Below are 24,995 nucleotides of genomic sequence, written 5' to 3'. Positions count from 1 at the left end.
CGCCGGGGCGACTACGGTTGAGGAGGTCCGGGGACGGACCGGTGAGAAAGGATCGGGCACGAGTGAGCGACATAGCGGCCGAATTAGCGCGGGTGCACAGCGCCTTCGACCGACCAACCCTGCGGCTACTCGACCGCAAGTGGGCGCCGTTTGTGCTCGCGGTGTTCAAGTCCTCGTTCAGCCGGGACCGCCGCAGTGTTCAGGCCGACAGGCTGCACACCCAGGTGGATGCCTACCTCGCCGACCTCCGCTCCGTGGGCAGCGATGTACCCGGCAAGAACGGTCGCGCCCTGTGCGTGCAGTGGATGAACGACCAGTGGCTCTACCGCGAAACCGGGGAGGACGGTGAGGAGCAGTACTCGCTCACCTCACACGCCCTCGAGGCCCTGCTGCTCGTGGACGGGCTCTCCCGCGACCGGGCGCTGATCAGCGAATCCCGCCTCACCACCATCGTCGACACCGTGCGGCACCGCGCCACCCAGGCGAATCCGGACCGGGACGAACGCATCCGCCGGCTCGACCTGGAGATCGCCCAGAAGACCGCCGAACGTGACCGACTCGCCATCGGCGGGGAGATCGCAGCGGCCTCGAACGATGCGATGCACGAGGGCTACGCCAACCTGATCGACCTGATCACTCAGCTGCCCAGTGATTTCAAGCGTGTCGAGGAGTCCGTCGCCGGCATGCACCGGCAGATCGTGAACGACTTCCGCGCCGAGGAACGGCCGATCAGCGAGGTGCTCGACGAGTACCTCTCCAAGACCGACACACTGATGTCGTCGACCGCGGAGGGCCGCGCATTCGAGGGCGCGTTCGTGCTGTTGCGCAACGACGCCCTGCTTGCCGAACTCAAGAACGACCTCGAGTCGATCATGCTGCACCCGTTCGCCCTCCAGCTCAGCGCCGCCGACCGGCGCAGCTTCATGGGCACCGTCAGCCTGATCCGCAAGGGTGTGGACGACGTGCTCACCCAGCGCAACGGCCTGACCACCACCCTGCGCGAGCACATCGTGAACCACGACGTTGTCAAGGACCGCGAACTGGAACGGTTGCTGCGGGAGATCAACAAGGAACTCGCGATCTGGATGGAGACCGCCGGGCCCCGCTCCACGGTGACCGCCGAGCTGATGCCCGGCACCCTGGAGCTCGAGCACCTGCGCGAACGGTTCTACGACCCCGGCGCCCACAAGGCGCCGCCGCCGCTGGAAGACGTCTCGGCGTTCGCTCCGGAGCCGCCCACCCTCGATGCGATGCGCACCCAGGGCGGCCCGCTGCTGGCCGAGCTTCGCGATGCCATGGTGACGGCCTTCAGCATCGACGGCGCCGCCTCCGTCGGTGACGCGTTCAACAGCCTCGACCCGGCGATGCGCCGGCCTGTCGAGATCCTCGGGCTGCTGCAGATCGCCACCCAGGTCGACGCCATCGACCGCACGGATGCCGCGGCCGCGACAGCGGGGTCAGACACCGAGGCCTTCGAAACCGTACGGCCCGACGGCTCCCGCCGCACCTTCAGGGTGCCGCGCATCATCTTGACCGACGACGACACCGCGGCCCTGGCCGCCCTGAACTATGGATCTGATCATGACTGACAACGTGACCGCTGACGTGACCGACGACCTGACCGACGACACTGTCGAAGGCGCCGAGACCGCCGAGGAGCAGGACGGCGCCCCGAGCTTCTCTTTGTTCGAGGGGGACGAGGGCGGCCTGACCGTTGAGCAGCGCCGCACCCTGGTGCTGCTGCTCAAGCACCGCTACATCTCCGCCGCCCTGCAGCCCGCCGAGTGGCGCACCCTGCTCGCCTCGCAGAGCCTGCTCAAGTCGCGGCTCAACGATCTGTTCCTCGATCTGCACGTCGACCTGCACTACGAGGTGGCCTTCAAGCGCCAGGCCGTCGGCGAGGGCGGCGACAGATTCCCGACCCTGCTGCACGACGTGGCGTACACCCGCGAGGAGACCATCCTGCTGGTGCTGTTGCGCCAGCGGTTCCGCAGCGAACGCGCCAGCGGCGTCGACATCGTCATCGTCGACCGGGACAACCTGGTCGAGAACGTCGCGCACTTCCGGCCGGAGCACGCCACCGACAGGTTCGGTGACGCTCGTCGCGCCGCGGCGGCCGTGGACAGCCTGGCGAAGGCGCGGGTGCTGCTCAAGACCAGCGATCCGGACCGGTTCCGCATCTCGGCCGTGATCGAGGTGCTGCTGCCCATCGAGCGACTCGGCGAGCTGTGGGAATGGCTGGTGGAGCAGAACGGCCAGGAATTCCGTGAGCCCGAACCCGAGACATCCGACCCTGCCGACCCCGCCCTGGAGGCCGTCTCATGACCGATTCCCCGCTGTTCCACATGGACGGTGCCACCGAGGGAACCACCCAGTGGCGTGCCGAGTCCTTCCAGATGGTCAACTGGGGTGGCTTCCAGGGTCACCACGAGGTGGACTTCGCCGCCAGCGCCACCCTGGTCTCCGGCGCATCCGGTACCGGCAAGTCGAGCCTGCTCGACGCCTACCTGGCGTTGATGATGCCCTCGGACACCCCGTTCAACGGTGCGTCCAACGACGCCGGTTCCGGGCGGGCCCGCAGCGTCGACCAGCGCAACCTGATGACGTACCTGCGCGGCAAGACCGACTCCAGTCGCGAGGCCGAAACCGGGCAGATGCACGATCAGGTGCTGCGCGGCGCCGACTCGGCCACCTGGGGTGCGATAGCGATGACCTTCATCGACGACAACCAGCGCCGGTTCACGGTGCTGCGCGCCTACTTCGTGCCGCGCGGCGCCACCAAATTCGCCGACGTGACCATGAAGATGGCCACCCGAGACGGCCGGCTCGACCTGCGCGACCTCGCCGACGTCACCGAGGCCCGCTTCGACAAGCGCGCCCTGAAAAACCGGTTTGCCGACCTCGACGTGTTCGACACCTATGCCGCGTTCTCGCAGACCCTGTACACGCGGCTCGGCATCGGCGCCAACGGTGAGGGCGGCAAGGCGCTGCGACTGCTGGCCCGCATCCAGGCCGGCCAGCAGGTGAAGACCGTCGACGGCCTGTACAAGTCGATGGTGCTCGAAGAGCCCGCCACCTACGCCGCCGCCGACAAAGCCGTCGACCACTTCGAAGACCTCGAACGCTCCTACGGCGCCATGGTCACCGAGGCGCAGAAGGCCAAGGTCCTCGAACGCCTCCCCGAACTGCACCGCGACTACGAGACCGCGACCGAGAAGGCCGACCTCATCGACCGTTTCGGCGTGCACCGCGACGGTGACACCCCCTTCGTGCTCTGGCAGCTGCTCACCGAGCACGGTCTGCTCGATACCGCCGCCGACACCAACCGCGCCCGCCGGCGCGACAACCAGGCCAAGCACAGTGCCGCCCGGGATGCCGAGACCGACCTGAAGGTGCGGATCGCCGACCTGGTGCACCAGCAGCGCGACAACGGCGGCGACGCCCTCGCCGGCCTGCAGAACGACCTCGACGTGCTCGCCAGCAAGCGCGACGACGTGGCCGCCGAACGCGCCAGGTTCGATGAGCGCATCGCGCTGATCGACACGCCCATCGAGTCGGCGGATGCCTTCTCCGCCGCGCAAGAACAGGCTGAGTCGTTCCTCGCCGGGTTCACCGCCACCGAGCAGGAACTCGACCTGCAGAGGGTCGGCCTGCAGCGCACCGCCTACCCCCTCGAGGAACAGATCCGCACCCTCAAGCAGGAGCACAGCTTCCTCAAGGGCCGGGCCAGCCTGGTTCCCCAGCACCTGCACAACGCCCGCCTGATGATCGCCGAGGCCGCCGGGATCCCCGCCGAGGAGCTGCCGTTCGTGGCCGAGCTCATCGACATCGCTCCCGGCGAGGACGCCTGGCGACAGGCCGCCGAGGTCACCCTCGCCTCTGTCGTTCGGGTGCTGCTCGTTGACGAGACGCGCCTCGCCGCCCTCGGCGCAGCCATCGACCCTTTGCACATTCCCGTGCGCATCCACTTCGAAGGCGTGCCGCTGCACCCGCACCAGCAGGTGCACCCCGACCCCCGCTACGTCTCCGGCAAGCTGGTCTTCAAGGACTCCCTGTTCAGCCGCTGGGTGCAGGACCGCGTGCAGACACCGAGCCTGGACGCACTCTGCGTCACCGGCCCCGCCGACCTCGCCGGTGAGGGGTCCAGGGTCACCCAGAGCGGACAGACCCGCAACGGCAAGCGCGGCGCACACGGTTGGAACAAGGACCAGCGCTCGATCATCGGCTTCTCCAGCGGGGTGCGCCTGGCCGAGATCGCCGACGAGCTCGCCGCGCTCAAGGAACGTGCCGACGACCTGGCGGGGCAGGCCTCCGCCATGGCCGGCCGGATCATCGCCCTGCGGCGCCTCAAGGATGCCCACCAGCACGTGCTCGACACCGTGTGGGCGGCCATCGACGTGGCCGGCGCCCAGGCACGCATCGGCGCCAAGGAGGCCGAGCGGGAACGTCTGCTCGCCGGCAGCGACGTGCTGCGCGGGCTCCAGGACGAACAGGCGCGGCTGTCCGCCGAACTGGAGACCGCCCAGAAGCACAAGCACGAGACCGAGCGGGAGGCCGCGGTGCTCGGTGAGGAGCACGCCGCGATCGTGGACCGCCAGGACATCGTGAACGACAGACTCGAGCGCCTCACCGCCGACGAAGCGGTCAGTCTGCCGGACGAACACGCCGCCGTCCTCGACGCGCAGTTCGCCGCCGTGAGCGACAGCGCCGAGCTGGCCACCTTCGCCAACGGCGTGAAGCGCCTCCGCGAGCGGCTCACCGAGCAGTCCAGCCAGGACCGTGACACCGCCCGCAGTGCCAGGGACACCCTGATCGGCATCTTCGAGACCTTCCAGAGTCGCTGGCCCGACCCCAACATCGGCGTGGCGATGGAGTCATACTCCAGCTACAGCGACATCCTCGACGCCGTCTACACGCTCGGCCTCTACGAGCGCCGACAGGAATGGAAGCGGCGCCTCTCCGCGTGGAGCGGACAGGACCTCGTTCCTCTCGTCGGCGCCTTCACCACCTCGATCGAGGAGATCGAAGACCGGTTGCGGCCGATCAACGACATCCTGCGGACGCTGCCGTTCGGCGCCGGCCGCGACCGGCTGCAGATCTCCCTGCGCCGGCTGCACCGTGACGATGCCTCGGCGTTCCGCAAGGAGCTCAAGCTGCTCTCATCGGGGTCGACCGAGGAATTCACCGACGAGCAGACCGAAAGCCGGTTCACCAGGCTGCAGGCGTTCATGAATCTCATCCGCCGGCCGGACGAGCTCGACATCGCCGGCCCGGGGCGTGCCGGCGCCGCCCGCCACGCCGCCAGGGCCGACTCGGACCGCGACCTGCTCCTGGACGTGCGCAGGCACGTGGAGATCACCGCCGTGCGCACCACACCGGACGGGGTGGAAGTGAGCACCTATTCGTCGCTCGGCGGCAAGAGCGGTGGCGAATCTCAGGAGCTCGTCGCGTTCGTCGTCGGCGCCGCCCTGCGGTTCCAGCTCGGCGATGAAAGCCGCACCCGGCCACGGTTCGCCCCGGTCTTCCTCGACGAGGGCTTCGTGAAGTCGGACTCCGAGTTCGCCGGCCGGGCCGTCGCGGCCTGGAAGGGCCTCGGCTTCCAGCTCATCGTGGGATCGCCGCTCGACAAGGTCACCGCGCTCGAACCGTACATGGACCTCGTCCTGTCGATGACCAAGAACACCGCGACGGGCTTCTCCTACATCACCCCGCTGATGTCGCCGGAACCGAGGGACGCCGAGCACGCCGAACCGGACCAGGCGGTATCTGACCGAAGCGTGGCCTGACCCGCGCGCCGTGCCGGCCGGGCGCATGAATCCGGCTTACGCTGGCCCGATGGTGTCAGTGCAGTATCTGCGGCGCTCCGACGGACGTGCGCTCAGGGTGCACGACAGTGCTGGGAGTACCGGCCTCGCCGGGGAGTCCGCTGCGACGGCTGAATACGGCGGTCTGGACGGTTACGACCCCGTCGGCGAACCTGGCCCGGCCCGGCTCACCGTTCTGTGGCACCACGGTTCGCCACAGACCGGGGCACTGCTCGAACCGTTGCTCGCGGCGGCGGCCCAGCGGCGCATCCGGCTGATCTCGTACGGACGGCCCAGCTACGGCGGGTCGACGCCGCTGCCCAGCCGCACCGTCGGGTCGGCGGCGACGGATGTGGCGGCCATCGCCGACGCCCTGCAGCTGGACCGGTTCGCGGTGATGGGCGCCTCCGGCGGCGGCCCGCACGCCCTGGCCTGCGCAGCACTGCTGCCCGAGCGGGTGACCGCCGCCGCGTGCCTGGCCGCGATCGCGCCCTTCGATGCCGACGGCCTCGACTTCTTCGCCGGCATGGCGTCGGATGGCGCGTTGCGCGCCGCCTGCTCCGGCCGGCCCGCCCGCGAGCACTACCAGGCGACCGCGGAGTTCGATCCGGCGAGCTTCGTCGAGCGGGACTACGCCGCCCTGAAGGGTGACTGGGCGCCGCTGGGAGCGGACGTGGGGGAGGCCTCGGCGGCCGGCCCCGACGGGCTCATCGACGACGATATGGCGTTCGTGGTGCCGTGGGGATTCGACGTGACGGCGATCTCGGTGCCCGTGCTCATCGCGCAGGGCGGCCGCGACCGGGTGGTGCCGCCCGCGCACGGGGCCTGGCTGGCCCACGCCATCCCGAACGCCGAGCTCTGGGATTGTGCCGATGACGGCCACATCTCGATCCTCACCGAGTGCGCGCCGGCGCTGGACTGGCTGCTCGCGCACTCCTGAGCCCGGCGCGGGTCCACAGGCCGTAGCCTGTGCAGATGATCGGGAGAACTCGCGGTGCATCTGAGACCGAGAACGCGGATGTCGGTGTTGACGCTGTCATTCAGGGCCCGCACGGCCCCGTTCCGGTGCGCCGGTATGCCCCGCCGGTCGGTACGGCGCTGGTCGGCGCGGTGCCGGTCGGCACGGCGCTGGTCGGATCGGTGTCGCTCGAGCCGGCGCCGATCGTCTGGGTGCATGGTGGCGCCTTCGTCAAGGGCGGCCTCGACCTGCCGGAAACCCACGAGGTGGCCCTGGCACTGGCCGCCGCCGGATTCACCGTGATCACCGTCGACTACAGGCTCACGTCGATCCCGGGGCTGAGTAGATTCGGGCGGACGGCAGCGTCGACCGGACGCATCCACTTTCCGGTGCCGGTCGATGACGTTGTCGCGGTGGTGCGGGCGGTACAGGGCGAGTTCGGCGACGGGGTGATCCTGGGCGGAGCGAGCGCGGGCGCCTGCCTGTCGGCGGGAGCCGTGCTCCGGCTGGCCCACGGTGGCGCCGAGCCCCTGCGCGGGGTCTTCTTCGCCTACGGCCTCTTCCACGCGAGCCTGCCCGAGCGCTCGCGCGAGCTGCGCAGCCGACTGCGCGGCCGGCGCAGATTCACACACACCCCCCTGCTGCTCAACGCGGTGAACCGCATCTACGCCGGGACCCGGGCCGCACTGGCCGATCCGTATGCGTTCCCCGGCGGCCACTCGCTGCCCGACTTTCCCCCCGCGCTACTCATCGACGCCGACAGCGATTCGATGCGGGCCTCCGGCGAGCAGTTCGCCAAGGAACTCGCCGCGGCCCGGGTTCCCGTCGAGTACCACGTACTGACGGATGCCGCCCACGCCTTTCTCAACCGGCCGAAGTCACCGGACTTCGCCGCGGGCATCCGCCTGATCGTCGACTGGGCCCGCCGGCTCTAGCGCGGCTCGCCGTAGCCGCCGGCACCACCACCAGCCGCTCAGCTCACCGACTTGCCGCACAAGACTCCTTCACGACCCGGCAAGGGGCATTTCTCGGCAAGTCGCGAAAAGGTAAGTAAAAAATACTTGACACGGTGTCTGGTCGGGCATACATTCATCGTGTCAACAATTTTTTACACGCCGGCACGGACCGGCATCGAGGCAGGGAGCCGCAGATGGCACGCGAAGAACAACGCGCCTGGATCATGGTCGTCGTCGCGATAGTGGCGTACGGCATCTATCTGGTTCTGGTGCTGGGTGGCGCAGACGGCGCCCCTCTCGAGCAGGCGGCTTACATTCCCGCGATGCTGTGGACGATCGTCGGCTCGATCGTCGCGGGGATCCTGCTGAACATCATCGCGGCCATCCTGTCGCCCCACGAGGCCGGCCGGAAGGACCAGCGCGACAAGGAGATCAACCGGCTCGGCGAACACATCGGCCAGTCCTTCGTGATTCTCGGGGCCGTACTCGCGCTGGTCTTCGCCATCACCGGGCTGGACGCGTTCTGGATCGCCAACGTGATCTACCTGGCCTTCGTGCTCTCGTCGATCCTGGCCTCCATCGCCAAGATCATCGCCTACCGCCGGGGATTCCAGTCATGGTGAAGGCGACGAGCGTGACCAACAACATCCGCGGGCTCCGCTTCGCGCACGGAGAGATGACTCAGGCCGCGCTGGCCGACCTGGTGGGCGTGACCCGGCAGACCATCATCGCCATCGAGCAGGGCCGCTATTCGCCCTCTCTCGAGGTGGCGTTCCAGATCGCCCGGGTGTTCAATCGACCACTCGACGACGTGTTCCAGTACCCGGCAACTCCCATCCTCACTCGACCTGGAGGCACATCATGAGGGCCATCGTCCACGACAGCTACGGCTCGGCCGACGTTCTACACCCCGCCGAGATCGAGCGGCCGGCCGTCGGCGCCGACGACGTTCTCCTGCGCGTCGAGGCCGCGAGCCTCAATATCGGTGACTGGCACCTGATGGCGGGGCTTCCCTACCTCGTGCGGCCCGCCGTCGGCCTGCGCGCCCCGAAAAGCCGGGTGCGGGGCATGGATGTCGCGGGTCGCGTCGAGGCCGTCGGCGCCAACGTCACCCGGTTCACACCGGGCGATGAGGTGTTCGGTGTCGGTGAGGGCTCCTTGGCCGAATACACGACCGCCCGGGCCGACAAACTCGAGCCCAAGCCGGCGGCCCTGAGCTTCGAGCAGGCCGCGGCCGTGCCGACCTCGGCCGTCACCGCCCTGCAGGCCCTCGCCCCGCTGCGGGACGCCGGCCCGGGGGAGCGGGTGCTCGTAATCGGGGCCTCCGGCGCCGTCGGCGGCTATGCCGTGCAGCTGGCCAAGACCTTCGGGGCGCACGTGACGGGCATCGCCAGCACCGCGAAGCTCGACTACGTTCTCTCGCTCGGGGCGGATGCGGCCGTCGACTACACCCGCGGGGACATCACCCGGTCGGGCGAGCGCTACGACCTCGTGCTCGAAACCGGCGGCAACCGGTCGGTCTCCTCGCTGCGCAAACTGCTCGCGCCCCGCGGCACCCTGGTACTCGTCGGCGGCGAAGGCGGCGGCCGGGTGACCGGCGGTTTCGAGAGGGCCCTGCGGGCCCTGCTGCTGTCGCCGTTCGTATCCCAGAAGCTCACCGGTCTGGTCTCGGTCGTGCGTCAGGATGACCTGCACACCCTCGCGGGCCTTCTCGAGAGCGGCGCGATCAGGCCCGTCATCGATCGGGTTTATCCGCTCGCCGAGGCCGCGACAGCCATGCGCCGTCTCACCGATGGCAGCATCCGGGGCAAGGTCGTCGTCATACCCTGACGCGCGCGCTCCTGATGACTAGTACTCCTGACGCTGGGCCGCGCCGCCGCAGACGCCGAGCAGGCCGGCGGCACGGCGCAGTTCGGCGCTGGGATCCTGCGCCCACCGGTCGAGCACGATCTGCGCCCGGCTGCGCGCCGGACCGGTAAGGGCATCGACCAGCGGCCGCACCACATCCGCTGTGAGCGGGTCCAGGAGAGCGGGCAGCTGTGCGGTCCGCAGGAAACCCTCGATGCGGGTGAGGTCGGAGGCGCGCAGCATTCGCACGTGGGATTGCAGCAGCACCACGGCCGCCAGCCGGCGCTCGTAGACCGGCACCGCCCACAGTTCGGAGCTCAGGGCCGTGATCTCGTCGTGGCCAAGGCCGGGGTAGCGCCGCCCGGCATCGCGGATCGTGCCGCGTATCGCGCCGACGGATGCGCCATAGAAGGTGAGGCTGCCGCCCAGCCGGGCCCGATCGGCGTCGGCGCGCTCCCAGGAGCTCTCCCGCTGCAGGGTGGCGTTGATGAACTCGCCGGCAGCACTCATGGCTCCATTCTCGCCGATCTGCAAGGCTGGTCGGCATGACCGACGCCGACATGACCGCAGATCTCCGCCGCTACCTGCAGGAGGCCCGGGAAGCCCTGGTCTGGAAGCTCGAGGGTCTCGGCGAGTACGACATTCGCCGGCCCGTGGTGCCCACCGGCACCAACCTGCTGGGCCTGATCAAGCACATGGCCGGGGTCGAGGCCGGGTACCTCGGTGAGACCTTCGGCCGCACCTTCCCGGAAGAGCTGTCCTGGATGGGCGACGCCGCCGAGGACAACGCCGACATGTGGGCGACCCCGGAGGAGTCCCGTGACGCGATCGTCGACCTGTACCGGCGGGTCTGGGCGCACTCGGAGACCACGATCACCGAGGTGCCGCTGGATGCCACCGGCCGGGTGGCCTGGTGGCCCGCCGACCGCAATGTGGTCACGCTCCACCGCATCCTGCTGCACCTGATCGCCGAAACCCACCGGCATGCCGGCCACGCCGATATCGTGCGCGAACTGATCGACGGGGCTGCCGGGCTGCGGGCCGGAAACGAGAACCTGCCGTCGGGAGAGGCCGGCTGGTGGGTCGGCTACCGGGACCGGGTGGAGCAGGCCGCCCGCACGGCCTGAGGCCGTCGGGCTGCAGCCCGACTGCGGTGTTCGCCGTTCGGACGCCTAAAGTGGACTGCGCCTGAAAAGGCCAAGCTGTTTACACGCCCGAACCCGAAGGACGATGCCACTCGTGTCGAGAATCTCTGCCCGCCGGACCCTCCTGGGCGCGAGCGCCGGCTTCGCCCTGCTCGCCCTCACCGCCTGCACCGGCCAGCCCGTCGCCGGAGCCGGCTCGGGAGCCGGCGCAGCCCCGGCCGACGACTCCGGCCGCACGTACGCTCTCGTGGTGCACTCGGTTCCCGGCGACGCGTTTTGGGACGTCGTGAAGACCGGCGCCGAGGCCGCCGGAAACCGCTACGGCGCCACCGTCACCTACCAGGGTGACCCCGATGTGCAGAAGCAGAGCCAGCTGATCGAGACGGCGATCGCCGCCAAGGTCGACGGCATCATCGTGTCCATGGCCAACCCCGAGGGCCTGCGCGGTGCCGTCACGGCTGCCGTGGCCGCCGACATTCCCGTGATCACCATCAACTCCGGAGCCGAGGAGTCCGCCGCGCTCGGCGCCATGACCCACATCGGCCAGGGCGAGTACCTGGCCGGTCAGGGCGCCGGCCGCCAGCTCGCCGAGGCGTCGGCGAAAAAGGTCATCTGCGTCATCCACGAGGCCGGAAACGCCGGGCTCGAGGACCGCTGCCGTGGGGCCGCGGACACCCTCGCCGGCAGCCTGACCAACGTGCAGGTCGACATCGCCAACGTCGCCGAGGCCCAGAGCACCATCACGAGCGCCCTGCTGGCCGACCCCGGCATCGACGGTGTGCTCACCCTCAACTCCGCGGTGGGTGTGGCCGCCGCGCAGGCCGTGGCCGAGGCCGGCAGCGACGCCCAGATCGGTACCTTCGATGTCTCTGCCGACGTCACCAGCCTCATCATGGACGGCAGCATCCTCTTCGCCGTCGACCAGCAGCCCTACCTGCAGGGCTACCTGCCGGTGGACTTCTTCGAGCTGTTCTACACCAACGGCAACGTCGTCGGCGGCAGCCAGCCGGTCTACTCCGGGCCGGGCTTCGTGACGAAGGAGAACGCCGAGCAGGTGGCGACGTTCGCCGGCAACGGCACCCGATGACGATGCTGACCGCACCGGGCGCCGCGCCGGATGCGTCGCCGGACGAGCGCCTGACGCGCACGCATCCGATGGTGCGGCTGCTGCGTCGGCCGGAGATCGGCGCCCTCGTCGCCGCCCTGGCGATCTTCGGGTACTTCTCCGTTGCGACGACATCCTTCCTGTCGACGGCGGGCGTGGCCACCTGGCTCTACTCCGCGTCGCTGTTCGGCATCATGGCCGTCGCCGTGGCGATGCTCATGATCGGCGGCGAGTTCGACCTCTCGGCCGGAGCCATGACCGGCACCACCGGGCTGCTCGTCGGCGCGTTCACCACCCAATGGGGCATGAACCTGTGGTTCGCGATGCTGCTCGCCCTACTGATCGCCCTCGCCGTCGGCGCCTTCAACGGGTTCCTGGTCGTCAAGACCGCCATCCCCAGCTTCATCGTCACGCTGGGCACCTTCTTCATCCTGCAGGGGCTCAACCTCGCCGGCACCAAGCTCGTCACCGGCCAGGTCGCCATCCAGGGCATGACCCTGGTGCCCGGCTTCGACGCCGGCAAGGCGATCTTCGGTTCGACGATCCCGGTCTTCGGCGTCAACCTCAAGGTGTCGGTCTTCTGGTGGCTCGGCATCACCGCCGTGGCCAGTTGGCTGCTGCTGCGCACCCGGTACGGCAACTGGATCTTCGCCATCGGCGGGCAGTTGCAGAGCGCCGTGCAGACCGGCGTGCCGGTCAAGCGCACCCGCATCGGCCTGTTCATGGGCACGGCGGCGGCCGGCTGGCTGGTAGGCATGCTCTCGCTCTTCGACGTGGCCACGGTGCAAGCCACCACGGGCATCGGCCAGGAGTTCATCTACATCATCTGCGCCGTCGTCGGCGGCTGCCTGCTCACCGGCGGTTACGGGTCCGCGATCGGCGCCGCCCTCGGCGCGCTGATCTACGGCATGATCCTGCAGGGCATCGTGTTCGCCCAGTGGGACAACAACTGGCTCAAGGCCTTCCTGGGCGGGATGCTGCTGCTCGCCGTGCTCGTGAACCTCTCGGTGCGCCGCCAAGCCGGGGTACGCGCATGAGCGCCGCAGGAGCAACCCGGCCAACGCCCATCCTCGAGGTGCGCGGCATCGGCAAGGTCTACGGGTCGGTCATCGCGCTCAGCGACATCTCCACCTCGGTCGGCGCCGGTGAGGTGCTCTGCGTGCTGGGCGACAACGGCGCGGGCAAGTCGACCCTGCTCAAGGTCCTCGCCGGTGTGCACCCGCACTCCTCCGGCGAACTCCAGCTCGACGGGGACGCGGTGCGCTTCACCGGACCGCGCCTCGCTCTCGACGCCGGTATCGCCACGGTCTACCAGGACTTGGCGATTGTGCCGCTGATGCCGGTGTGGCGCAACTTCTTCCTCGGCGCCGAACTCAGCGCCGGGATCGGCCCGTTCTCCCGCCTCCAGGTTGCCGAGATGCGCGCGATCACGCTCGCGCAGCTGGGCCGGATGGGCATCGACCTGCGTGACGTGGACCAGCCCATCGGCACCCTGTCCGGCGGCGAACGGCAATCCGTCGCCATCGCCAGGGCCATTTACTTCGGTGCCAGGGTCGTCATCCTCGACGAGCCCACCTCGGCGTTGGGCGTCAAGCAGGCCGGGGTGGTGCTGCGCTACGTGGCGCAAGCCAGGGACCACGGCCTCGGCGTGGTGTTCGTCACCCACAACCCGCACCACGCGTACCCGGTGGGGGACAGGTTCCTGGTGCTCAACCGCGGGGCCAGCCTGGGCGAGTTCGACCGGAGAGGCATCACCATCGACGAGCTGACCCGGCTGATGGCCGGCGGGGCCGAACTGGAGTCCCTGGCCCGGGAGCTCGAGCGGGACTGATCCGCCAGGCCAGCGCGGGGTCGGGCACGCCTCATCCGTTTCGGACGATTCCGGAACGGCGCTATCGGCGGGACGCGGATTGGTTGCTACCGTCTGCGGCGTGAGACCGGCGTGCCGTCGTGGTGCGCCCGTCGAACACCGAAGAATCCGGAAAACGCGAACACCAACAGGGCCCAACCCTGGAAATGGAGCGATACCCATGGCCACAGGAACAACCCCGGTGCTGGATGCGGCGGCCGAGATCAACGCTGTCTCGCTGGCCCGCACCGACCTCGATCCGCGCACGCTGATGATCGCCCGGATCGCGGCCCTGGTGGCCGTGGATGCACCGGTCGGTTCGTACCTCATGCACGTCGGACCGGCAGCGGAGGTCGGGCTGACCGCCGACGACATCGAGGACGTTCTCATCGCCGTTGCCCCGATCGTGGGCACGCCACGGTTGCTGTCATCGGCTCGCAAGATCGTCGAGGCCTTCGACCTCGCGATCCAACTCGACTCCGAGGGCGACACCCAGTAACGCCCAGAGTCCACCGCAGCCGCGTCGTGCGGCAGATCCAGTGAGGAGCACCCCCAGTGAGAAAGCCCATCGTCTTCATGGCCCTGCTGGTGCTCCTTGCCGGATGCGCGCCCGCCGACGGCACCGATCCGACACCGAGCAGTTCGTCGCCATCGGCCGCAACGGCCACCCCGTCACCCGGTCAGACGGCGTCACCTCCGACAGATGCACAGATCACCTGGGCGGGCACGGTCTGCAGCGACGTATCGACCGTGCAGACCGACGTTCAGGGGCTGGCGACGGCGGCGGTCACCGGGGGCGATTCGGTGGGTACCGCGGTGTCCAACCAGATGGATACCGTGTCGGCCTCGGTGAGCGCCCTGGTCGACACTGTGAAGTCACCCCCGGAGAATCTCGGCGACGACCCGGAGCTCCTGGCCGTGCAGGAGTCGATCGACACCGTCGATCAGTCGTTCACGACCTTGCGGGCGAGCGCCAGTGCGGTGGAGGGCACCAGCGGGGCCACCCTGGTCGATGCGCTGGCGACGCTCGTCGGTGACACCGGTACAGTGCTCTCCGACGTGGGTGCCGCCGCTCAGACCATCACCACGGCAACCCAGGACACCTCCAGCACCCTCGGCCAGGCCTTCCGAGCTGCACCCGAGTGCGCCGACCTCACCTCCTGAAACCCGGTGACCCGGCCCGTGTGTCGTGCGCCCGGTGGCAGTGACTTCGGCGTCCGCCGGACGCATTGCGAGCGCGGATTCAGGGAAATCTCAGGATGCCGCGGGAATGAAACGCGCGCCCAAACGTTGACTTGAGTCGAGGTCACTCAAGTTTTGGGTTTCCTCCTCGTTCAGATTCCCAGGAGGTTTCCTTGCCTACATACTTCGGCCCGACCGGTTCCGACAACGGTTCGTTCGACGAGTTCCTGGCCCGCTACCTGCAGGGCCAGCGCGCCGCGCAGTCCGGCCGCCCCATCGAGATCACCCGGCTCCTCAGCCGCCGCACCCACGAGATCCTCGTGCAGGCGGCCCAGTTCGCCGTCTCCCACGGTCACGCCCACGTTGACGCCCTGCACCTGCTGCGGGTGATGGTCGAACAGGAACCCGCCGCCTCGGCCATCCGCCGTGCCGGTGGTGACCCCGCCGCCATCGCGGCCGCCGCCGACCAACGCCTGCCGGAGTCCGGCGACCGTGAGTCCCAGTCCGCGCCCGGTCTGACGCCCTCGGCACAGCGCGCCCTGCTGGATGCTCACCAGGTGGCCCGCGCCTTCGGCTCCACCTACATCGACCCGGAGCACCTGTTCTTCGCCTTCGTGGTGAACCAGGACTCACCCGCCGCCCGCGTGCTCGCAGAGTCCGGCGTCACGGCCGAGTCACTGCAGGCCGGCGCCCAGCAGGCCGAGGACGACGAGGCCCAGGCCGGCAGCTCGGCCGCCGACAGCGCCTCAGACACCCCGATGCTCGACACCTACGGCATCGACCTCACCGAGCGTGCCCGCTCCGGCAAGCTCGACCCGGTGATCGGCCGCAGCGACGAGATCGAACAGACCGTTGAGATCCTCTCCCGCCGCACCAAGAACAACCCGGTGCTGATCGGCGAAGCCGGCGTGGGCAAGACCGCCGTGGTCGAGGGCCTGGCCCAGGCCATCGTCGACGGCCTGGTGCCCGAACAGCTGCGCAGCAAGCGCGTCATCGCGCTCGACCTGCCCGCCATGCTCGCCGGCACCCGCTACCGCGGCGACTTCGAAGAACGCCTGACCAAGACCATGGACGAGATCAGCGAGCGCAGCGATCAGATCATCGTCTTCATCGACGAGCTGCACACCGTGGTCGGTGCCGGCGGCGCCGGCGAGGGCGGAATGGACGCCGGCAACATCCTCAAGCCGCGCCTGGCGCGCGGTGAGCTGCACGTCGTGGGCGCCACCACCCTCAACGAATACCGCAAGGTCGAGAAGGACCCCGCCCTCGAACGGCGCTTCCAGCCCGTGCGGGTGAATGAGCCCAGCATCGACGACGCGGTGCAGATCCTCGCCGGCCTGCAGGGCCGCTACGCCGAGCACCACTCGGTGCGTTACACGGATGCCGCGATCCGCGCGGCCGTCGAAATGAGCGCCAGGTACGTTCCAGACCGGTTCCTGCCCGACAAGGCCATCGACCTGATCGACCAGGCCGGCGCCCGAGCGCGTCTAGCGCTCGGCTCGAGGGTCGACATCGAAGGCCTGCGCGAACAGCGGGCCGGCCTCGAAACGGCCAAGACCATCGCGGTCGCCGCCGAGGCCTACGAGGAGGCGTCCCGCCTGCGGGACGAGACCGAGCAGCTGGCGGAGCAGATCACCGCGGCCGAGGCCGCCCAGGATGCGTCACAGCCGGCACCGTCCGCCGTGGTCGACGAGGCCGAGATCGCCGCGATCATCGCCCGCGCCACCGGCATCCCGGCCAGCCGCCTCACCGCGGGCGACCGCGAACGCCTCGCCACGCTCGAGCACGACCTGCACCAGCGGGTCATCGGGCAGGAGGACGCGGTGACCGTGATCGCCAAGGCCGTACGGCGCAACCGCACCGGAATGGGCGATGCCTCCCGGCCTGTCGGCAGCTTCCTGTTCCTCGGCCCCACCGGGGTGGGCAAGACCGAGCTCGCCAAATCGTTGGCCGAGTCACTGTTCGGTGACGAGAAGGCGATGCTGCGCTTCGACATGAGCGAGTTCGGTGAACGTCACACCGTGAGCCGCCTGGTCGGTGCTCCTCCGGGGTACGTCGGCTACGACGAGGCCGGCCAGCTGACCGAACACGTGCGGCGGAACCCCTACTCGGTGGTGCTGCTGGACGAGATCGAGAAGGCGCACCCCGACGTCTTCAACCTGCTCCTGCAGGTGCTCGACGACGGCCGCCTCACTGACGGCCAGGGCCGCACTGTGGACTTCCGCAACACCGTGATCATCATGACGTCCAACATCGGCTCCGAGGTGCTCGCCAGCCGCAGCGGCGCGCTCGGCTTCACCGCCGACCTCGACGGAGCGCACAACGGCTTCGGGTCGGAGAAGGCCCTGCGGGACCGGGTGATGGCCAAGCTCCGTGAGGCCATGCGGCCCGAGTTCCTCAACCGCATCGACGAGGTCGTGCTGTTCCGGAAGCTCGATCAGCCCCAGCTCCGCCAGATTGTGCGGCTGTTGCTGAACCAGACCGAGGCCAGGCTGCACGCCCAGGGACACGCGCTCACCGTGAGCGACGCGGCCGTGGACTGGATTGCCGAGAACGGCTACGAGCCCGAGTACGGCGCGCGGCCGCTCCGCAGGGTCATCCAGCGTCAGCTCGACGACAGAATCGCCGACCTGCTGGTGGCTTCAGAGCTCGGCGTCGCGGGAGTGGTGGCCGTCACCGTGGCCGATGGTGCCCTGCACGTGGCGTCCGAACCGGCACGGATGCCGCTGGCGGCGTAGCCGCGGATGAGAACGCCCCGACCGGACCTTGACGGGTCCGGCCGGGGCGTTTCTGCGTTCGGCCTGTTCGTGGAAGCTACAGAATGAAGAGCATCTCCTGGTAGGTCGGCAGCGGCCACAGGTCATCGGCCACGATGCCCTCCAGCACGTCGGCCGCCGCGCGCACGGCGCTCATGGCCGGCAGCAGGTCATCCCTGGCGTGCTCTGCCTCGGCCAGCGCGCTGCCGGACTCGGCAGCCAGGACGTCCTTGAGCACGGCCAGGGCGGTGCGCAGCTTGGCGATCGGAGCGCTCACTTCCAACAGGGCGGCTATGTCGGCATCCCCGCCGGCGGCCTTGACGGCGCCGATGTTGAGTGCCACCTCGGTCTGGTGCCGCATCGCGGCCGGCAGGATCTGCGTCGAGCCGATCTCGAGGGTGAGGCGGGCCTCAACACCGATGGTGAGCGCGTACTGCTCCAGACCGATCTCATAGCGGCTGTGCATCTCCCGGTGGTTGAACACCCGGTACTTCTCGAACAGCTCCAGGGCGGACTCGGTGATCAGCTCCGGCAGGGCGTCCAGCGTCGTCCGTAGGTTCGCCAACCCCCGCTTTTCGGCCTCGATGGGCCAGGAGTCCGCGTAGCCGTCGCCGTTGAACACGATGGCGCCGTGCTCGGTGATGATCTGGGTCAGCAGGGCTTGCACGGCGGTGTCGAAGTCGGTGCCGGCCGCGACGGCCGCCTCAAGGTCGGTGGCGATGTAGTCCAGCGACTCCGCCATGATCGTGTTGATCGTCACCATCGGGCCGCTCACGGTCTGCATCGAGCCCGGCGCGCGGAACTCGAACCGGTTGCCGGTGAAGGCGAACGGGCTGGTGCGGTTGCGGTCGCCGGGATCGGTCGGCAGCTGGGGCAGCGTGTCGACGCCGATGATCATGGTGCCCTTGTCCTTTGAGGAGGTCGCGGGACCCTTGGCGATCTGCTCGAAGACATCCGCCAGCTGGTCGCCGAGGAAGATCGAGATGATCGCCGGCGGGGCCTCGTTGGCGCCCAGACGGTGGTCGTTGGTCGCCGAGGCGACGGAGACCCGCAGCAGACCGGCGTACTTGTGCACGGCACGGATGACCGCGGCGCAGAAAACCAGGAACTGGGCGTTGTCGTGCGGGTTGTCGCCGGGGACGAGCAGGCTGCCGAGTTGGTTGTTGCCCAGCGAGAAGTTGACGTGCTTGCCTGAGCCGTTGACTCCCTGGAAGGGCTTCTCGTGGAAGAGGCACTCCATGCCGTGTTTCTTGGCGATGGTCTTGAACGTGGTCATCAGCAGCTGCTGGTGGTCTGCGGCGATGTTGCCGCGTTCGAACATCGGCGCGATCTCGAACTGGCCGGGCGCGACTTCGTTGTGCCGGGTCTTGGCGGGGATGCCGAGCTTGAACAGCTCCCGCTCGGTGTCCATCATGAAACCGAGCACCCGCTCGGGGATGGCACCGAAGTAGTGGTCGTCGAATTCCTGGCCCTTGGGCGGCTTGGCGCCGAACAGGGTGCGGCCGGAGTTGAGCAGATCGGGGCGGGCCAGGAAGAAGTGCCGGTCCACGAGGAAGTACTCCTGCTCAGGGCCGCAGAACGCGACGACCTTGGCCGGCTTGACGTGGCCGAACAGGCGCAGGATACGCTCGGCGTGTTCGCCCATCGCCTGTTGCGAGCGCAGCAGCGGCGTCTTGTGGTCGAGGGCTTCGCCGGTCATCGAGACGAAAACCGTGGGGATGCACAGGGTGTTGCCGTTCGGGTTCTCCAGAACGTAGGCGGGGCTGGTGACGTCCCATCCGGTGTAGCCGCGGGCCTCGAAGGTGTTGCGCAGGCCGCCGTTGGGGAAACTGGAGGCGTCGGGCTCGCCCTGCACGAGGGTCTTGCCGGCGAACTCGGCCAGCGCGGTGCCGTCGCCGACGGGTTCGAGGAAGCTGTCGTGCTTTTCGGCGGTGAGGCCGGTGAGCGGGTAGAACACGTGCGCGTAGTGCGATGCGCCCTTTTCCATCGCCCAGTCCTTCATGGCGGAGGCGACGGCGTCGGCGACCAGGGGATCCAGCATCGCACCGTGCTCGATGGTGGCCATGACCGACTTGTAGACGAGCTTGGGCAAGCGCTTCTGCATGACGACGCTGCTGAACACGTTCTCACCGAAGATCTGGCCAGGGGTTTCGGCGTCGGTGAAGCTGACGGCCGGGGGCACATAGGCCTCGACATCCCTGATCGCCTGCAGGCGCATGGCATTTCCACTCATGGTTTACCCCTCTATTCGGGTCTATTCGGGCTCTGTCCGCGACGGGGTGCGGAATCCGGTAGCCCAAACCTAGGGAGCGTGTATGCCGGGGACATTTCGGCCGCGTGACGGATTCGCTCTGCCGGTGCTCCCGGTTGGGGGTCGAAACCCAGCAGCATCGTCAGCGGCTAAACTGGTCGTTTGATTTGAGGGGTGTTTGAGTGGTTGATACGGAGCTCGCGCGCGAACAGGACTATGTCGCCACGCTGTACGCGCGCCTCGACGCGCTGCAGCGGGAGGCCGAGGCCCAGCTGAAGGCCGTGCGGATTCTCGACGTCGGTGGTAACCACCAGTCCCGGTCCGAGCGCGACACCTTTGCCCGCACCTACGAGGACCGCATCGTGCAGTTGCGCGAGGTGGACGACCGCCTGGCCTTCGGCCGGCTGGAGACTGCCCCGGAGGAGGACGGCGCACCCGTCTACAGGTACATCGGCCGGGTGGGCCTCCGCGACGAGAACCTGCAGCCGATCCTGCTCGACTGGCGGGTACCGCAGGCCAGCGCCTTTTATCAGGCCACCGCCGCGACGCCGCTCGGTGCCCGCTCCCGCCGGCACCTGCTCTCCAACGGCCGGCGCATCATCCGCATCGAAGACGAGATTCTGGATGCGGCGCTGCTGGAGGGCGACACCGCCAACCTGCATCAGGGCGAGGGGGCGCTGCTCTCGGCGCTGACCGCCCAGCGCACCGGGCACATGTCCGACATCGTCTCGACGATCCAGGCCGAACAGGACCGCATCATCCGCTCGGAGCTGAACGGTGTGCTTGTCGTGCAGGGCGGCCCCGGCACCGGCAAGACCGCCGTGGCGCTGCACCGCGCCGCCTACCTGCTCTACACGCACCGCGACAGGCTGCAGAACGCCGGTGTGCTCATCGTCGGACCGTCCACGTCGTTCCTGCAGTACATCGAGGCGGTGCTGCCGTCACTCGGAGAGACCGGGGTGGTGCTCGCCTCGGTGGGCCAGCTGTTCCCCGGCGTCGAGGCCGGCCACGAGGACGCGCCCGCCGTCGCCGCGCTCAAGGGCCAGACGTTCATGGCCGACCTGATCGCTCGGGCCGTGAAGAGCAGGCAGAAGGTGCCGGCCGCCGCCCAAAAGCTGCTCGTGAACGGCGACACCCTGGTGCTCAAGCCCCAGCTGATCGAGGCAGCCATCCACCGCGCCCGCTCCGGCGGGAAGCCGCACAACGAGGCCCGCGTCGTCTTCGTCAAGCACGCCCTGAACGCGCTGGCCCGCGAGTGGCTCGAGCAGCTCCAGCGCCAGGGCCGGTCGATGGACGACACCGACCTTCCGATGCTGCGCGAAGACCTCCGGCTGGCCGACGATGTACGGGTGGCGCTGAACACCGCATGGCTGCCACTCACCCCGCAGAAGCTTGTGCAAGACCTCTACGCCCGGCCGCAGTGGCTGGAAGAGCTCACGCCGCGCTGGCGGGCCGCGCAGCGCGCGCTGCTCCACCGACCGCGTGACGCCGAGTTCACCATCGCCGACATCCCGCTGCTCGATGAGGCGGCCGAGCACCTCGGCGAGTACAGCGCCGTCGACGCGGCCCAGAAGCGTGAGGCCAAGGAACAGCGCAAGCGCGACATTGAGAACGCCGAGCTGGCGATCAAGAACATGGACGTCAAGGGACTCGTGAATGCGAAGGCCCTCGCCGACAACTTCGCCGAACTCGGCGACCGCGCCACCACGGCCGAACGGGCGGCGCTGGATCGCAGCTGGACCTACGGGCACGTGATCGTGGATGAGGCGCAGGAGCTCTCGCCCATGCAGTGGCGGCTGCTCATGCGCCGCGGCCCGCGCCGCTCGTTCACCATCGTCGGCGACATCGCCCAGGCCGCCGCGGCCGCCGCGGCGGACAGCTGGCGGGAGGCCCTCGCACCCGTGCTCGAGGCCTCGTTCGAAGCCGACAGGTGGCGCCTGGAGGAGCTGACGGTGAACTACCGCACCCCCAGCCAGATCGCCGAGGCCGCCGAGAAGATGGCGGTGGCGCACGGCCTGCCGATCACGGCGTCACGCACGGTGCGCGCCAGCGACTGGCCGGTCGTTATCGTGACGGACGCCCTGGACGCCCTGCGGCGGGAGCGCACCCTGGGCGTGGGCGGCACTGTCGCGGTGATCGTGGTGGAGGAGCACATCGATGCCCTCGCAGAGGCTCTCGACGCCGAGTTCGGCGACATCGTCGGCCGCGGGGCGCTCGGTCTGCTGCGGGATGTGGCGTTGCTCACCCCGCACGACTCCAAGGGTCTCGAATTCGACGCCGTGATCGTCGTCGACCCCACCGCCATCGTGGCGGCGTCCGAACGCGGAGCCGGAGCACTCTACGTGGCCATGACCCGCGCGACCCAGCGCCTGTACCTCGTGAGCGACGGTCCGCTGCCCGCCGGGCTGAGCGACCTGCCCTAGCGTCCGGCTGCGCTGCCTCGCCGCACCGACGTCGCCCACTCCGGGCACTAGTCCCCTTCACGCGTGCAGAAGGGGTTTTTGAGGCACGTCGGGGGAGACCTGTCTCGGGTCGCTCTGCCTGCCTCGGCGCCGGCCTCCTCAGGACGGCTTGTCAGGCGGCGCGCGGCCGCAAGGCCCTGATGGTCGCGAGCAGCGCTTCGGAATTGATCAAGGCCGAGTTGCGGATCGCCTGGATGGAGGCGCCCTGAATGAGCGCCACGACTGTGGCCGCGAGGTCGACGCCCGAGACGCCCTCCCCGCCGGCAGGGGACCCGGCCGCGCCGACCGCCTCGCGGCAGACCGGCAGGAACGCCTCCAGGTAGCGCCCGAATGAGGCCTCGATGCGGTCGCGAAACAGGTCGGCGTGGCGGGAGAAGTAGAATGCGAAGAGCAACTCCACGCCCGCGTGGTGCTCGACCAGGCGTTCGAGCTCGACCCTGACCATCCGTTCGAGGCGGTCCCACGGTGCCAGGGCGGCCAGGCTCGGGTCGGTGAGCGCGTCGAGGGTGCCGTCGAGCAGCACCGCGAGCAGGGCCTGGAGCAGGCCGTCCTTGGACTGGAAGTGGAAGAACACCAGGCCAGGGGAGATGCCCGCTGCGGTGGCGACGCGTCGGGCGGTGACGGCATCGAGGCCTTCCGTGAGGGCGATCTGGTAGGCGGCGGTCAGGATGGCGTCGCAGCGTTCCTGTTCGGGCAGTTTGGGTCCGCCCATGGGTCAGTTGCCGCCGTCGGTGCGCCGGCCGGTGCGATACTCGCGCCACGCCTTCCAGGCGCCCGTTGACCAGAGCGCCCAGAGCACCAGCACGGGCTGGAAGAGCAGCCGGATGGTGCGGTCGAGGTCGGTGTTCAGCCCGAATGAGTCGGTCTGGGTGACGAGCTGGGAGATGTTGCCGGGAAAGATCGCGACGAAAAACGCGGCCACGATCCAGCCGACCTGCACACGGAACCGGCCCAGCGCCAGCAGCGCCGCGCCCAGGATGATCTCGACGACTCCCGAGGCCACGACCACGAAGTCGCCCTCCAGCGGCAGCCAGGTAGGTACCTGGGCGAGGAACGCCTCCCGGTTGACGGTGAGGTGGCTGATGCCGGCGAGCAGCAGGAAAGCGCCGAGCACCAGGCGCAACACTGTGCGGACAATCGTGGCGCGGGTCTTCTGCGGGGCGAGGAGGGTCATGGCTCCCACCCTACATTGATCACTGGGTCAATGACTCGGCCTACCGCGGGGCGGCGGCCACCAGTTCGGCCACTTCGGCGTCGGTGCGGGCCTCGAACACGCCCCACATCATGTGGGTCGGCCCGCTGCCATCGCTACCCGCCCTGGCGGGGCGGCTGATCCACCGATTGGCGGTTGCCGCGGCGCCCAGGGCGACCAGGGAAGGGGCGATGACGGTCTTGCGCAGAGTGCCGGCAACGACGCTGCCGTCGCTCCCGAGTCGCCAGCCACGGCTCGCGGCCAGCACCTGGCCCACCTCTTCGTCGGTCAGCCAGCGGGAAAAGCTCCGACCGGGCGGGTCGATTCTGGTCAGCTTCATGGGAACAACACTAATCTCGCCGCCCGAGGCGCTCAGGCCGGGACCAGGGCGAGTTCGGCTTCCAGTCGTTCCACGTCGGACCGGTGGCAGAGCTCGGTGGCCGGTGTCATCGCGGTGGCGCTGCCGGCCGCGACCGCCGCTCTGAAGGCCGCGGCAGGGTCGTGGCCCTGTGCGATGCGCAGCACGAACGCGCCGAGGAAACTGTCGCCGGCGCCGACAGTGCTCTGCACCGTGACCTGCGGAACGGCCAAGCGCATCACGCCGGCCGCCGAGGCGAGCACGGCACCCTTGCCGCCGAGCGTGAGGGCCACGAACTCGGCGGATCCCCGGGAGACGAGGGTGCTTGCCGCGGCGATCTGGCTCTCTTCGGTGTCGAGCGTCGAGCCCACCAGCTCGCCCAGTTCACGTCCGCTGGGTTTGACCAGGAAGACCCCTTCCGCGAGGGCTGCGGCCAGGGCCGGCCCGGACGCATCCACTATGCAGCGCGCGTCGTGCTCGCGGGCCAGGCGGGCGACCCTGGCGTAGAAGTCGTCGGGCGCGCCCGGCGGCAGGCTGCCGCTGGCCACCACGTAGCCGCCGTGCGGGATCGACTCCGCCACCCGGGCGAGGCAGGCACGCCACTCGGGTTCGGTGATTTCCGGACCCTGCAACACGAAGCGGAACTGTTTGCCGGTGGTCGTCTCGTCAACCGTGAAGCTCTCCCGGGTGCTGCCCGCGATGGGCACCACCACGGTGGGGAGGCCTTCGGCTTCGATGAGCTTGCGGTAGGCGTCGCCGGTCGGCCCGCCGGCTGCATAAATGGCCAGGGTTTGGCCACCGAGACGCTGGATGACGCGGGAGACGTTGATGCCGCCGCCACCCGGGTCGAGCCTGGAGAGTCCGCAGCGCATCTTGTGCTCACCGACCACGTTTTCCGTCGAGGTGCTGACGTCGAGGGCAGGGTTGACCGTGAGAGTGAGTATCGGTCGCAGCGTTGTCGGCCTGGGAACATCCATGACCCCAGCGTAGGACTGTGAGCGCTTTTCGCCGGTCAGCGGCGGGAGAACAGCCTGGTGAAGAAGCCTCCCCCGGAGGGCTCCTTCTGGTGTCCGGCGCAGCGATCGATTCGGGGGACGCCCCGCATGACCTGGTCGACGTGTTGACCACA

General features: G+C 69.1%; 22 protein-coding genes. 16 read left to right on the top strand and 6 right to left on the bottom strand.

Annotation, left to right across the window (positions count from 1 at the left end; all coding sequences use genetic code 11):
* Positions 1 to 62 precede the first annotated feature (62 nt).
* The 8 genes from E3O60_RS10020 (at position 63) to E3O60_RS09985 (ending at position 9,548) form a co-directional block, all read left to right on the top strand.
* A complete protein-coding gene (locus E3O60_RS10020; RefSeq protein ID WP_166788982.1) occupies positions 63 to 1,589 on the top strand; it encodes a DUF3375 domain-containing protein in 1,527 nt (508 codons plus the stop codon).
* On the top strand, positions 1,582 to 2,325 hold the full coding sequence (locus E3O60_RS10015) for a DUF4194 domain-containing protein (protein WP_166788885.1): 744 nt from the start codon (positions 1,582 to 1,584) through the stop codon (positions 2,323 to 2,325). The genes E3O60_RS10020 and E3O60_RS10015 overlap by 8 nt, the downstream gene beginning before the upstream one ends.
* Positions 2,322 to 5,786 carry an ATP-binding protein gene (locus E3O60_RS10010; RefSeq protein ID WP_134497965.1) on the top strand — a complete coding sequence of 1,155 codons (3,465 nt, stop codon included), beginning with the start codon at positions 2,322 to 2,324 and terminating at the stop codon, positions 5,784 to 5,786. The genes E3O60_RS10015 and E3O60_RS10010 overlap by 4 nt, the downstream gene beginning before the upstream one ends.
* A gap of 49 nt (positions 5,787 to 5,835) precedes the next feature.
* Positions 5,836 to 6,744, top strand: coding sequence for an alpha/beta fold hydrolase (locus E3O60_RS10005; RefSeq protein WP_134497963.1), 909 nt, complete (start codon positions 5,836 to 5,838; stop codon positions 6,742 to 6,744).
* Positions 6,745 to 6,779: 35 nt separating this feature from the next.
* Entirely contained in the window at positions 6,780 to 7,697 is a 918-nt protein-coding gene (locus E3O60_RS10000) for an alpha/beta hydrolase (RefSeq protein ID WP_134497961.1), read from the top strand.
* Between the two features lie 215 nt (positions 7,698 to 7,912).
* Positions 7,913 to 8,341, top strand: a complete 429-nt coding sequence (locus tag E3O60_RS09995; protein ID WP_088455882.1) for a hypothetical protein — start codon at positions 7,913 to 7,915, stop codon at positions 8,339 to 8,341.
* Positions 8,335 to 8,583 carry a helix-turn-helix transcriptional regulator gene (locus E3O60_RS09990; protein WP_088455883.1) on the top strand — a complete coding sequence of 83 codons (249 nt, stop codon included), beginning with the start codon at positions 8,335 to 8,337 and terminating at the stop codon, positions 8,581 to 8,583. The genes E3O60_RS09995 and E3O60_RS09990 overlap by 7 nt, the downstream gene beginning before the upstream one ends.
* Positions 8,580 to 9,548 carry an NAD(P)-dependent alcohol dehydrogenase gene (locus E3O60_RS09985; protein ID WP_134480697.1) on the top strand — a complete coding sequence of 323 codons (969 nt, stop codon included), beginning with the start codon at positions 8,580 to 8,582 and terminating at the stop codon, positions 9,546 to 9,548. Before E3O60_RS09990 ends, E3O60_RS09985 begins: the two co-directional genes overlap by 4 nt.
* 18 nt (positions 9,549 to 9,566) lie before the next feature.
* Here E3O60_RS09985 and E3O60_RS09980 read toward each other — a convergent pair whose 3' ends face one another.
* Positions 9,567 to 10,076 carry a DNA alkylation repair protein gene (locus E3O60_RS09980; protein ID WP_134497959.1) on the bottom strand — a complete coding sequence of 170 codons (510 nt, stop codon included), beginning with the start codon at positions 10,074 to 10,076 and terminating at the stop codon, positions 9,567 to 9,569.
* Positions 10,077 to 10,111: 35 nt separating this feature from the next.
* On the opposite strand from E3O60_RS09980, the gene E3O60_RS09975 reads away from it, so the two are divergent.
* The 7 genes from E3O60_RS09975 to E3O60_RS09945 all read left to right on the top strand — a co-directional run bounded on the left by E3O60_RS09975 (position 10,112) and on the right by E3O60_RS09945 (position 17,585).
* On the top strand, positions 10,112 to 10,693 hold the full coding sequence (locus E3O60_RS09975; RefSeq protein WP_134497957.1) for a DinB family protein: 582 nt from the start codon (positions 10,112 to 10,114) through the stop codon (positions 10,691 to 10,693).
* A gap of 112 nt (positions 10,694 to 10,805) precedes the next feature.
* A complete protein-coding gene (locus E3O60_RS09970) occupies positions 10,806 to 11,798 on the top strand; it encodes a sugar ABC transporter substrate-binding protein (RefSeq protein WP_241980244.1) in 993 nt (330 codons plus the stop codon).
* Positions 11,795 to 12,853 (top strand): ABC transporter permease, encoded by a 1,059-nt coding sequence (locus E3O60_RS09965; RefSeq protein ID WP_240632432.1) that lies wholly within the window; start codon positions 11,795 to 11,797, stop codon positions 12,851 to 12,853. Before E3O60_RS09970 ends, E3O60_RS09965 begins: the two co-directional genes overlap by 4 nt.
* A complete protein-coding gene (locus E3O60_RS09960) occupies positions 12,850 to 13,647 on the top strand; it encodes an ATP-binding cassette domain-containing protein (protein WP_134497955.1) in 798 nt (265 codons plus the stop codon). Before E3O60_RS09965 ends, E3O60_RS09960 begins: the two co-directional genes overlap by 4 nt.
* A gap of 199 nt (positions 13,648 to 13,846) precedes the next feature.
* Positions 13,847 to 14,164 carry a carboxymuconolactone decarboxylase family protein gene (locus tag E3O60_RS09955; protein ID WP_088455890.1) on the top strand — a complete coding sequence of 106 codons (318 nt, stop codon included), beginning with the start codon at positions 13,847 to 13,849 and terminating at the stop codon, positions 14,162 to 14,164.
* 56 nt (positions 14,165 to 14,220) lie between these two features.
* On the top strand, positions 14,221 to 14,829 hold the full coding sequence (locus E3O60_RS09950; protein ID WP_088455891.1) for a hypothetical protein: 609 nt from the start codon (positions 14,221 to 14,223) through the stop codon (positions 14,827 to 14,829).
* 191 nt (positions 14,830 to 15,020) lie between these two features.
* A complete protein-coding gene (locus tag E3O60_RS09945; RefSeq protein ID WP_134497953.1) occupies positions 15,021 to 17,585 on the top strand; it encodes an ATP-dependent Clp protease ATP-binding subunit in 2,565 nt (854 codons plus the stop codon).
* Between the two features lie 76 nt (positions 17,586 to 17,661).
* Here the strand turns inward: E3O60_RS09945 and E3O60_RS09940 are convergent, their stop codons facing one another.
* Positions 17,662 to 19,836, bottom strand: coding sequence for a glutamine synthetase III (locus E3O60_RS09940; RefSeq protein ID WP_134497951.1), 2,175 nt, complete (start codon positions 19,834 to 19,836; stop codon positions 17,662 to 17,664).
* Positions 19,837 to 20,036: 200 nt separating this feature from the next.
* On the opposite strand from E3O60_RS09940, the gene E3O60_RS09935 reads away from it, so the two are divergent.
* A complete protein-coding gene (locus tag E3O60_RS09935) occupies positions 20,037 to 22,277 on the top strand; it encodes a UvrD-helicase domain-containing protein (RefSeq protein WP_088455894.1) in 2,241 nt (746 codons plus the stop codon).
* 151 nt (positions 22,278 to 22,428) lie between these two features.
* On the opposite strand, the gene E3O60_RS09930 is transcribed toward E3O60_RS09935, so the two are convergent.
* The 4 genes from E3O60_RS09930 to E3O60_RS09915 are packed head-to-tail and all read right to left on the bottom strand — an operon-like array spanning position 22,429 to position 24,843.
* The gene (locus E3O60_RS09930; protein WP_134497949.1) at positions 22,429 to 23,028 is read right to left on the bottom strand and encodes a TetR/AcrR family transcriptional regulator; all 600 of its coding nucleotides are present in this window, start codon (positions 23,026 to 23,028) and stop codon (positions 22,429 to 22,431) included.
* Positions 23,029 to 23,031: 3 nt separating this feature from the next.
* Positions 23,032 to 23,490, bottom strand: coding sequence for a hypothetical protein (locus E3O60_RS09925; RefSeq protein WP_088455896.1), 459 nt, complete (start codon positions 23,488 to 23,490; stop codon positions 23,032 to 23,034).
* 40 nt (positions 23,491 to 23,530) lie between these two features.
* The gene (locus tag E3O60_RS09920; protein ID WP_088455897.1) at positions 23,531 to 23,848 is read right to left on the bottom strand and encodes a hypothetical protein; all 318 of its coding nucleotides are present in this window, start codon (positions 23,846 to 23,848) and stop codon (positions 23,531 to 23,533) included.
* 32 nt (positions 23,849 to 23,880) lie between these two features.
* Entirely contained in the window at positions 23,881 to 24,843 is a 963-nt protein-coding gene (locus E3O60_RS09915) for a 1-phosphofructokinase family hexose kinase (protein WP_198415702.1), read from the bottom strand.
* Positions 24,844 to 24,995: the final 152 nt, after the last annotated feature.

Source organism: Cryobacterium sp. TMB1-7, from assembly GCF_004402435.1.
Taxonomy (GTDB): domain Bacteria; phylum Actinomycetota; class Actinomycetes; order Actinomycetales; family Microbacteriaceae; genus Cryobacterium; species Cryobacterium zongtaii.
Note: the sequence above shows the minus strand (reverse complement) of the source record. Positions and strands in the feature narration are given on the sequence as shown.

What these genes read in the sequence shown, in the direction of transcription:
- E3O60_RS09920 (WP_088455897.1), bottom strand. Translation starts at nt 23,848, where the DNA reads ATGAAGCTGACCAGAATCGACCCGCCCGGTCGGAGCTTTTCCCGCTGG.
- E3O60_RS09960 (WP_134497955.1), top strand. Translation starts at nt 12,850, where the DNA reads ATGAGCGCCGCAGGAGCAACCCGGCCAACGCCCATCCTCGAGGTGCGC.
- E3O60_RS10015 (WP_166788885.1), top strand. Translation starts at nt 1,582, where the DNA reads ATGACTGACAACGTGACCGCTGACGTGACCGACGACCTGACCGACGAC.
- E3O60_RS09985 (WP_134480697.1), top strand. Translation starts at nt 8,580, where the DNA reads ATGAGGGCCATCGTCCACGACAGCTACGGCTCGGCCGACGTTCTACAC.
- E3O60_RS09965 (WP_240632432.1), top strand. Translation starts at nt 11,795, where the DNA reads ATGACGATGCTGACCGCACCGGGCGCCGCGCCGGATGCGTCGCCGGAC.
- E3O60_RS09990 (WP_088455883.1), top strand. Translation starts at nt 8,335, where the DNA reads ATGGTGAAGGCGACGAGCGTGACCAACAACATCCGCGGGCTCCGCTTC.
- E3O60_RS09995 (WP_088455882.1), top strand. Translation starts at nt 7,913, where the DNA reads ATGGCACGCGAAGAACAACGCGCCTGGATCATGGTCGTCGTCGCGATA.
- E3O60_RS09980 (WP_134497959.1), bottom strand. Translation starts at nt 10,076, where the DNA reads ATGAGTGCTGCCGGCGAGTTCATCAACGCCACCCTGCAGCGGGAGAGC.
- E3O60_RS10010 (WP_134497965.1), top strand. Translation starts at nt 2,322, where the DNA reads ATGACCGATTCCCCGCTGTTCCACATGGACGGTGCCACCGAGGGAACC.
- E3O60_RS09930 (WP_134497949.1), bottom strand. Translation starts at nt 23,028, where the DNA reads ATGGGCGGACCCAAACTGCCCGAACAGGAACGCTGCGACGCCATCCTG.
- E3O60_RS10005 (WP_134497963.1), top strand. Translation starts at nt 5,836, where the DNA reads ATGGTGTCAGTGCAGTATCTGCGGCGCTCCGACGGACGTGCGCTCAGG.
- E3O60_RS09955 (WP_088455890.1), top strand. Translation starts at nt 13,847, where the DNA reads ATGGCCACAGGAACAACCCCGGTGCTGGATGCGGCGGCCGAGATCAAC.
- E3O60_RS09975 (WP_134497957.1), top strand. Translation starts at nt 10,112, where the DNA reads ATGACCGACGCCGACATGACCGCAGATCTCCGCCGCTACCTGCAGGAG.
- E3O60_RS10000 (WP_134497961.1), top strand. Translation starts at nt 6,780, where the DNA reads ATGATCGGGAGAACTCGCGGTGCATCTGAGACCGAGAACGCGGATGTC.
- E3O60_RS09925 (WP_088455896.1), bottom strand. Translation starts at nt 23,490, where the DNA reads ATGACCCTCCTCGCCCCGCAGAAGACCCGCGCCACGATTGTCCGCACA.
- E3O60_RS09940 (WP_134497951.1), bottom strand. Translation starts at nt 19,836, where the DNA reads ATGAGTGGAAATGCCATGCGCCTGCAGGCGATCAGGGATGTCGAGGCC.
- E3O60_RS09915 (WP_198415702.1), bottom strand. Translation starts at nt 24,843, where the DNA reads ATGGATGTTCCCAGGCCGACAACGCTGCGACCGATACTCACTCTCACG.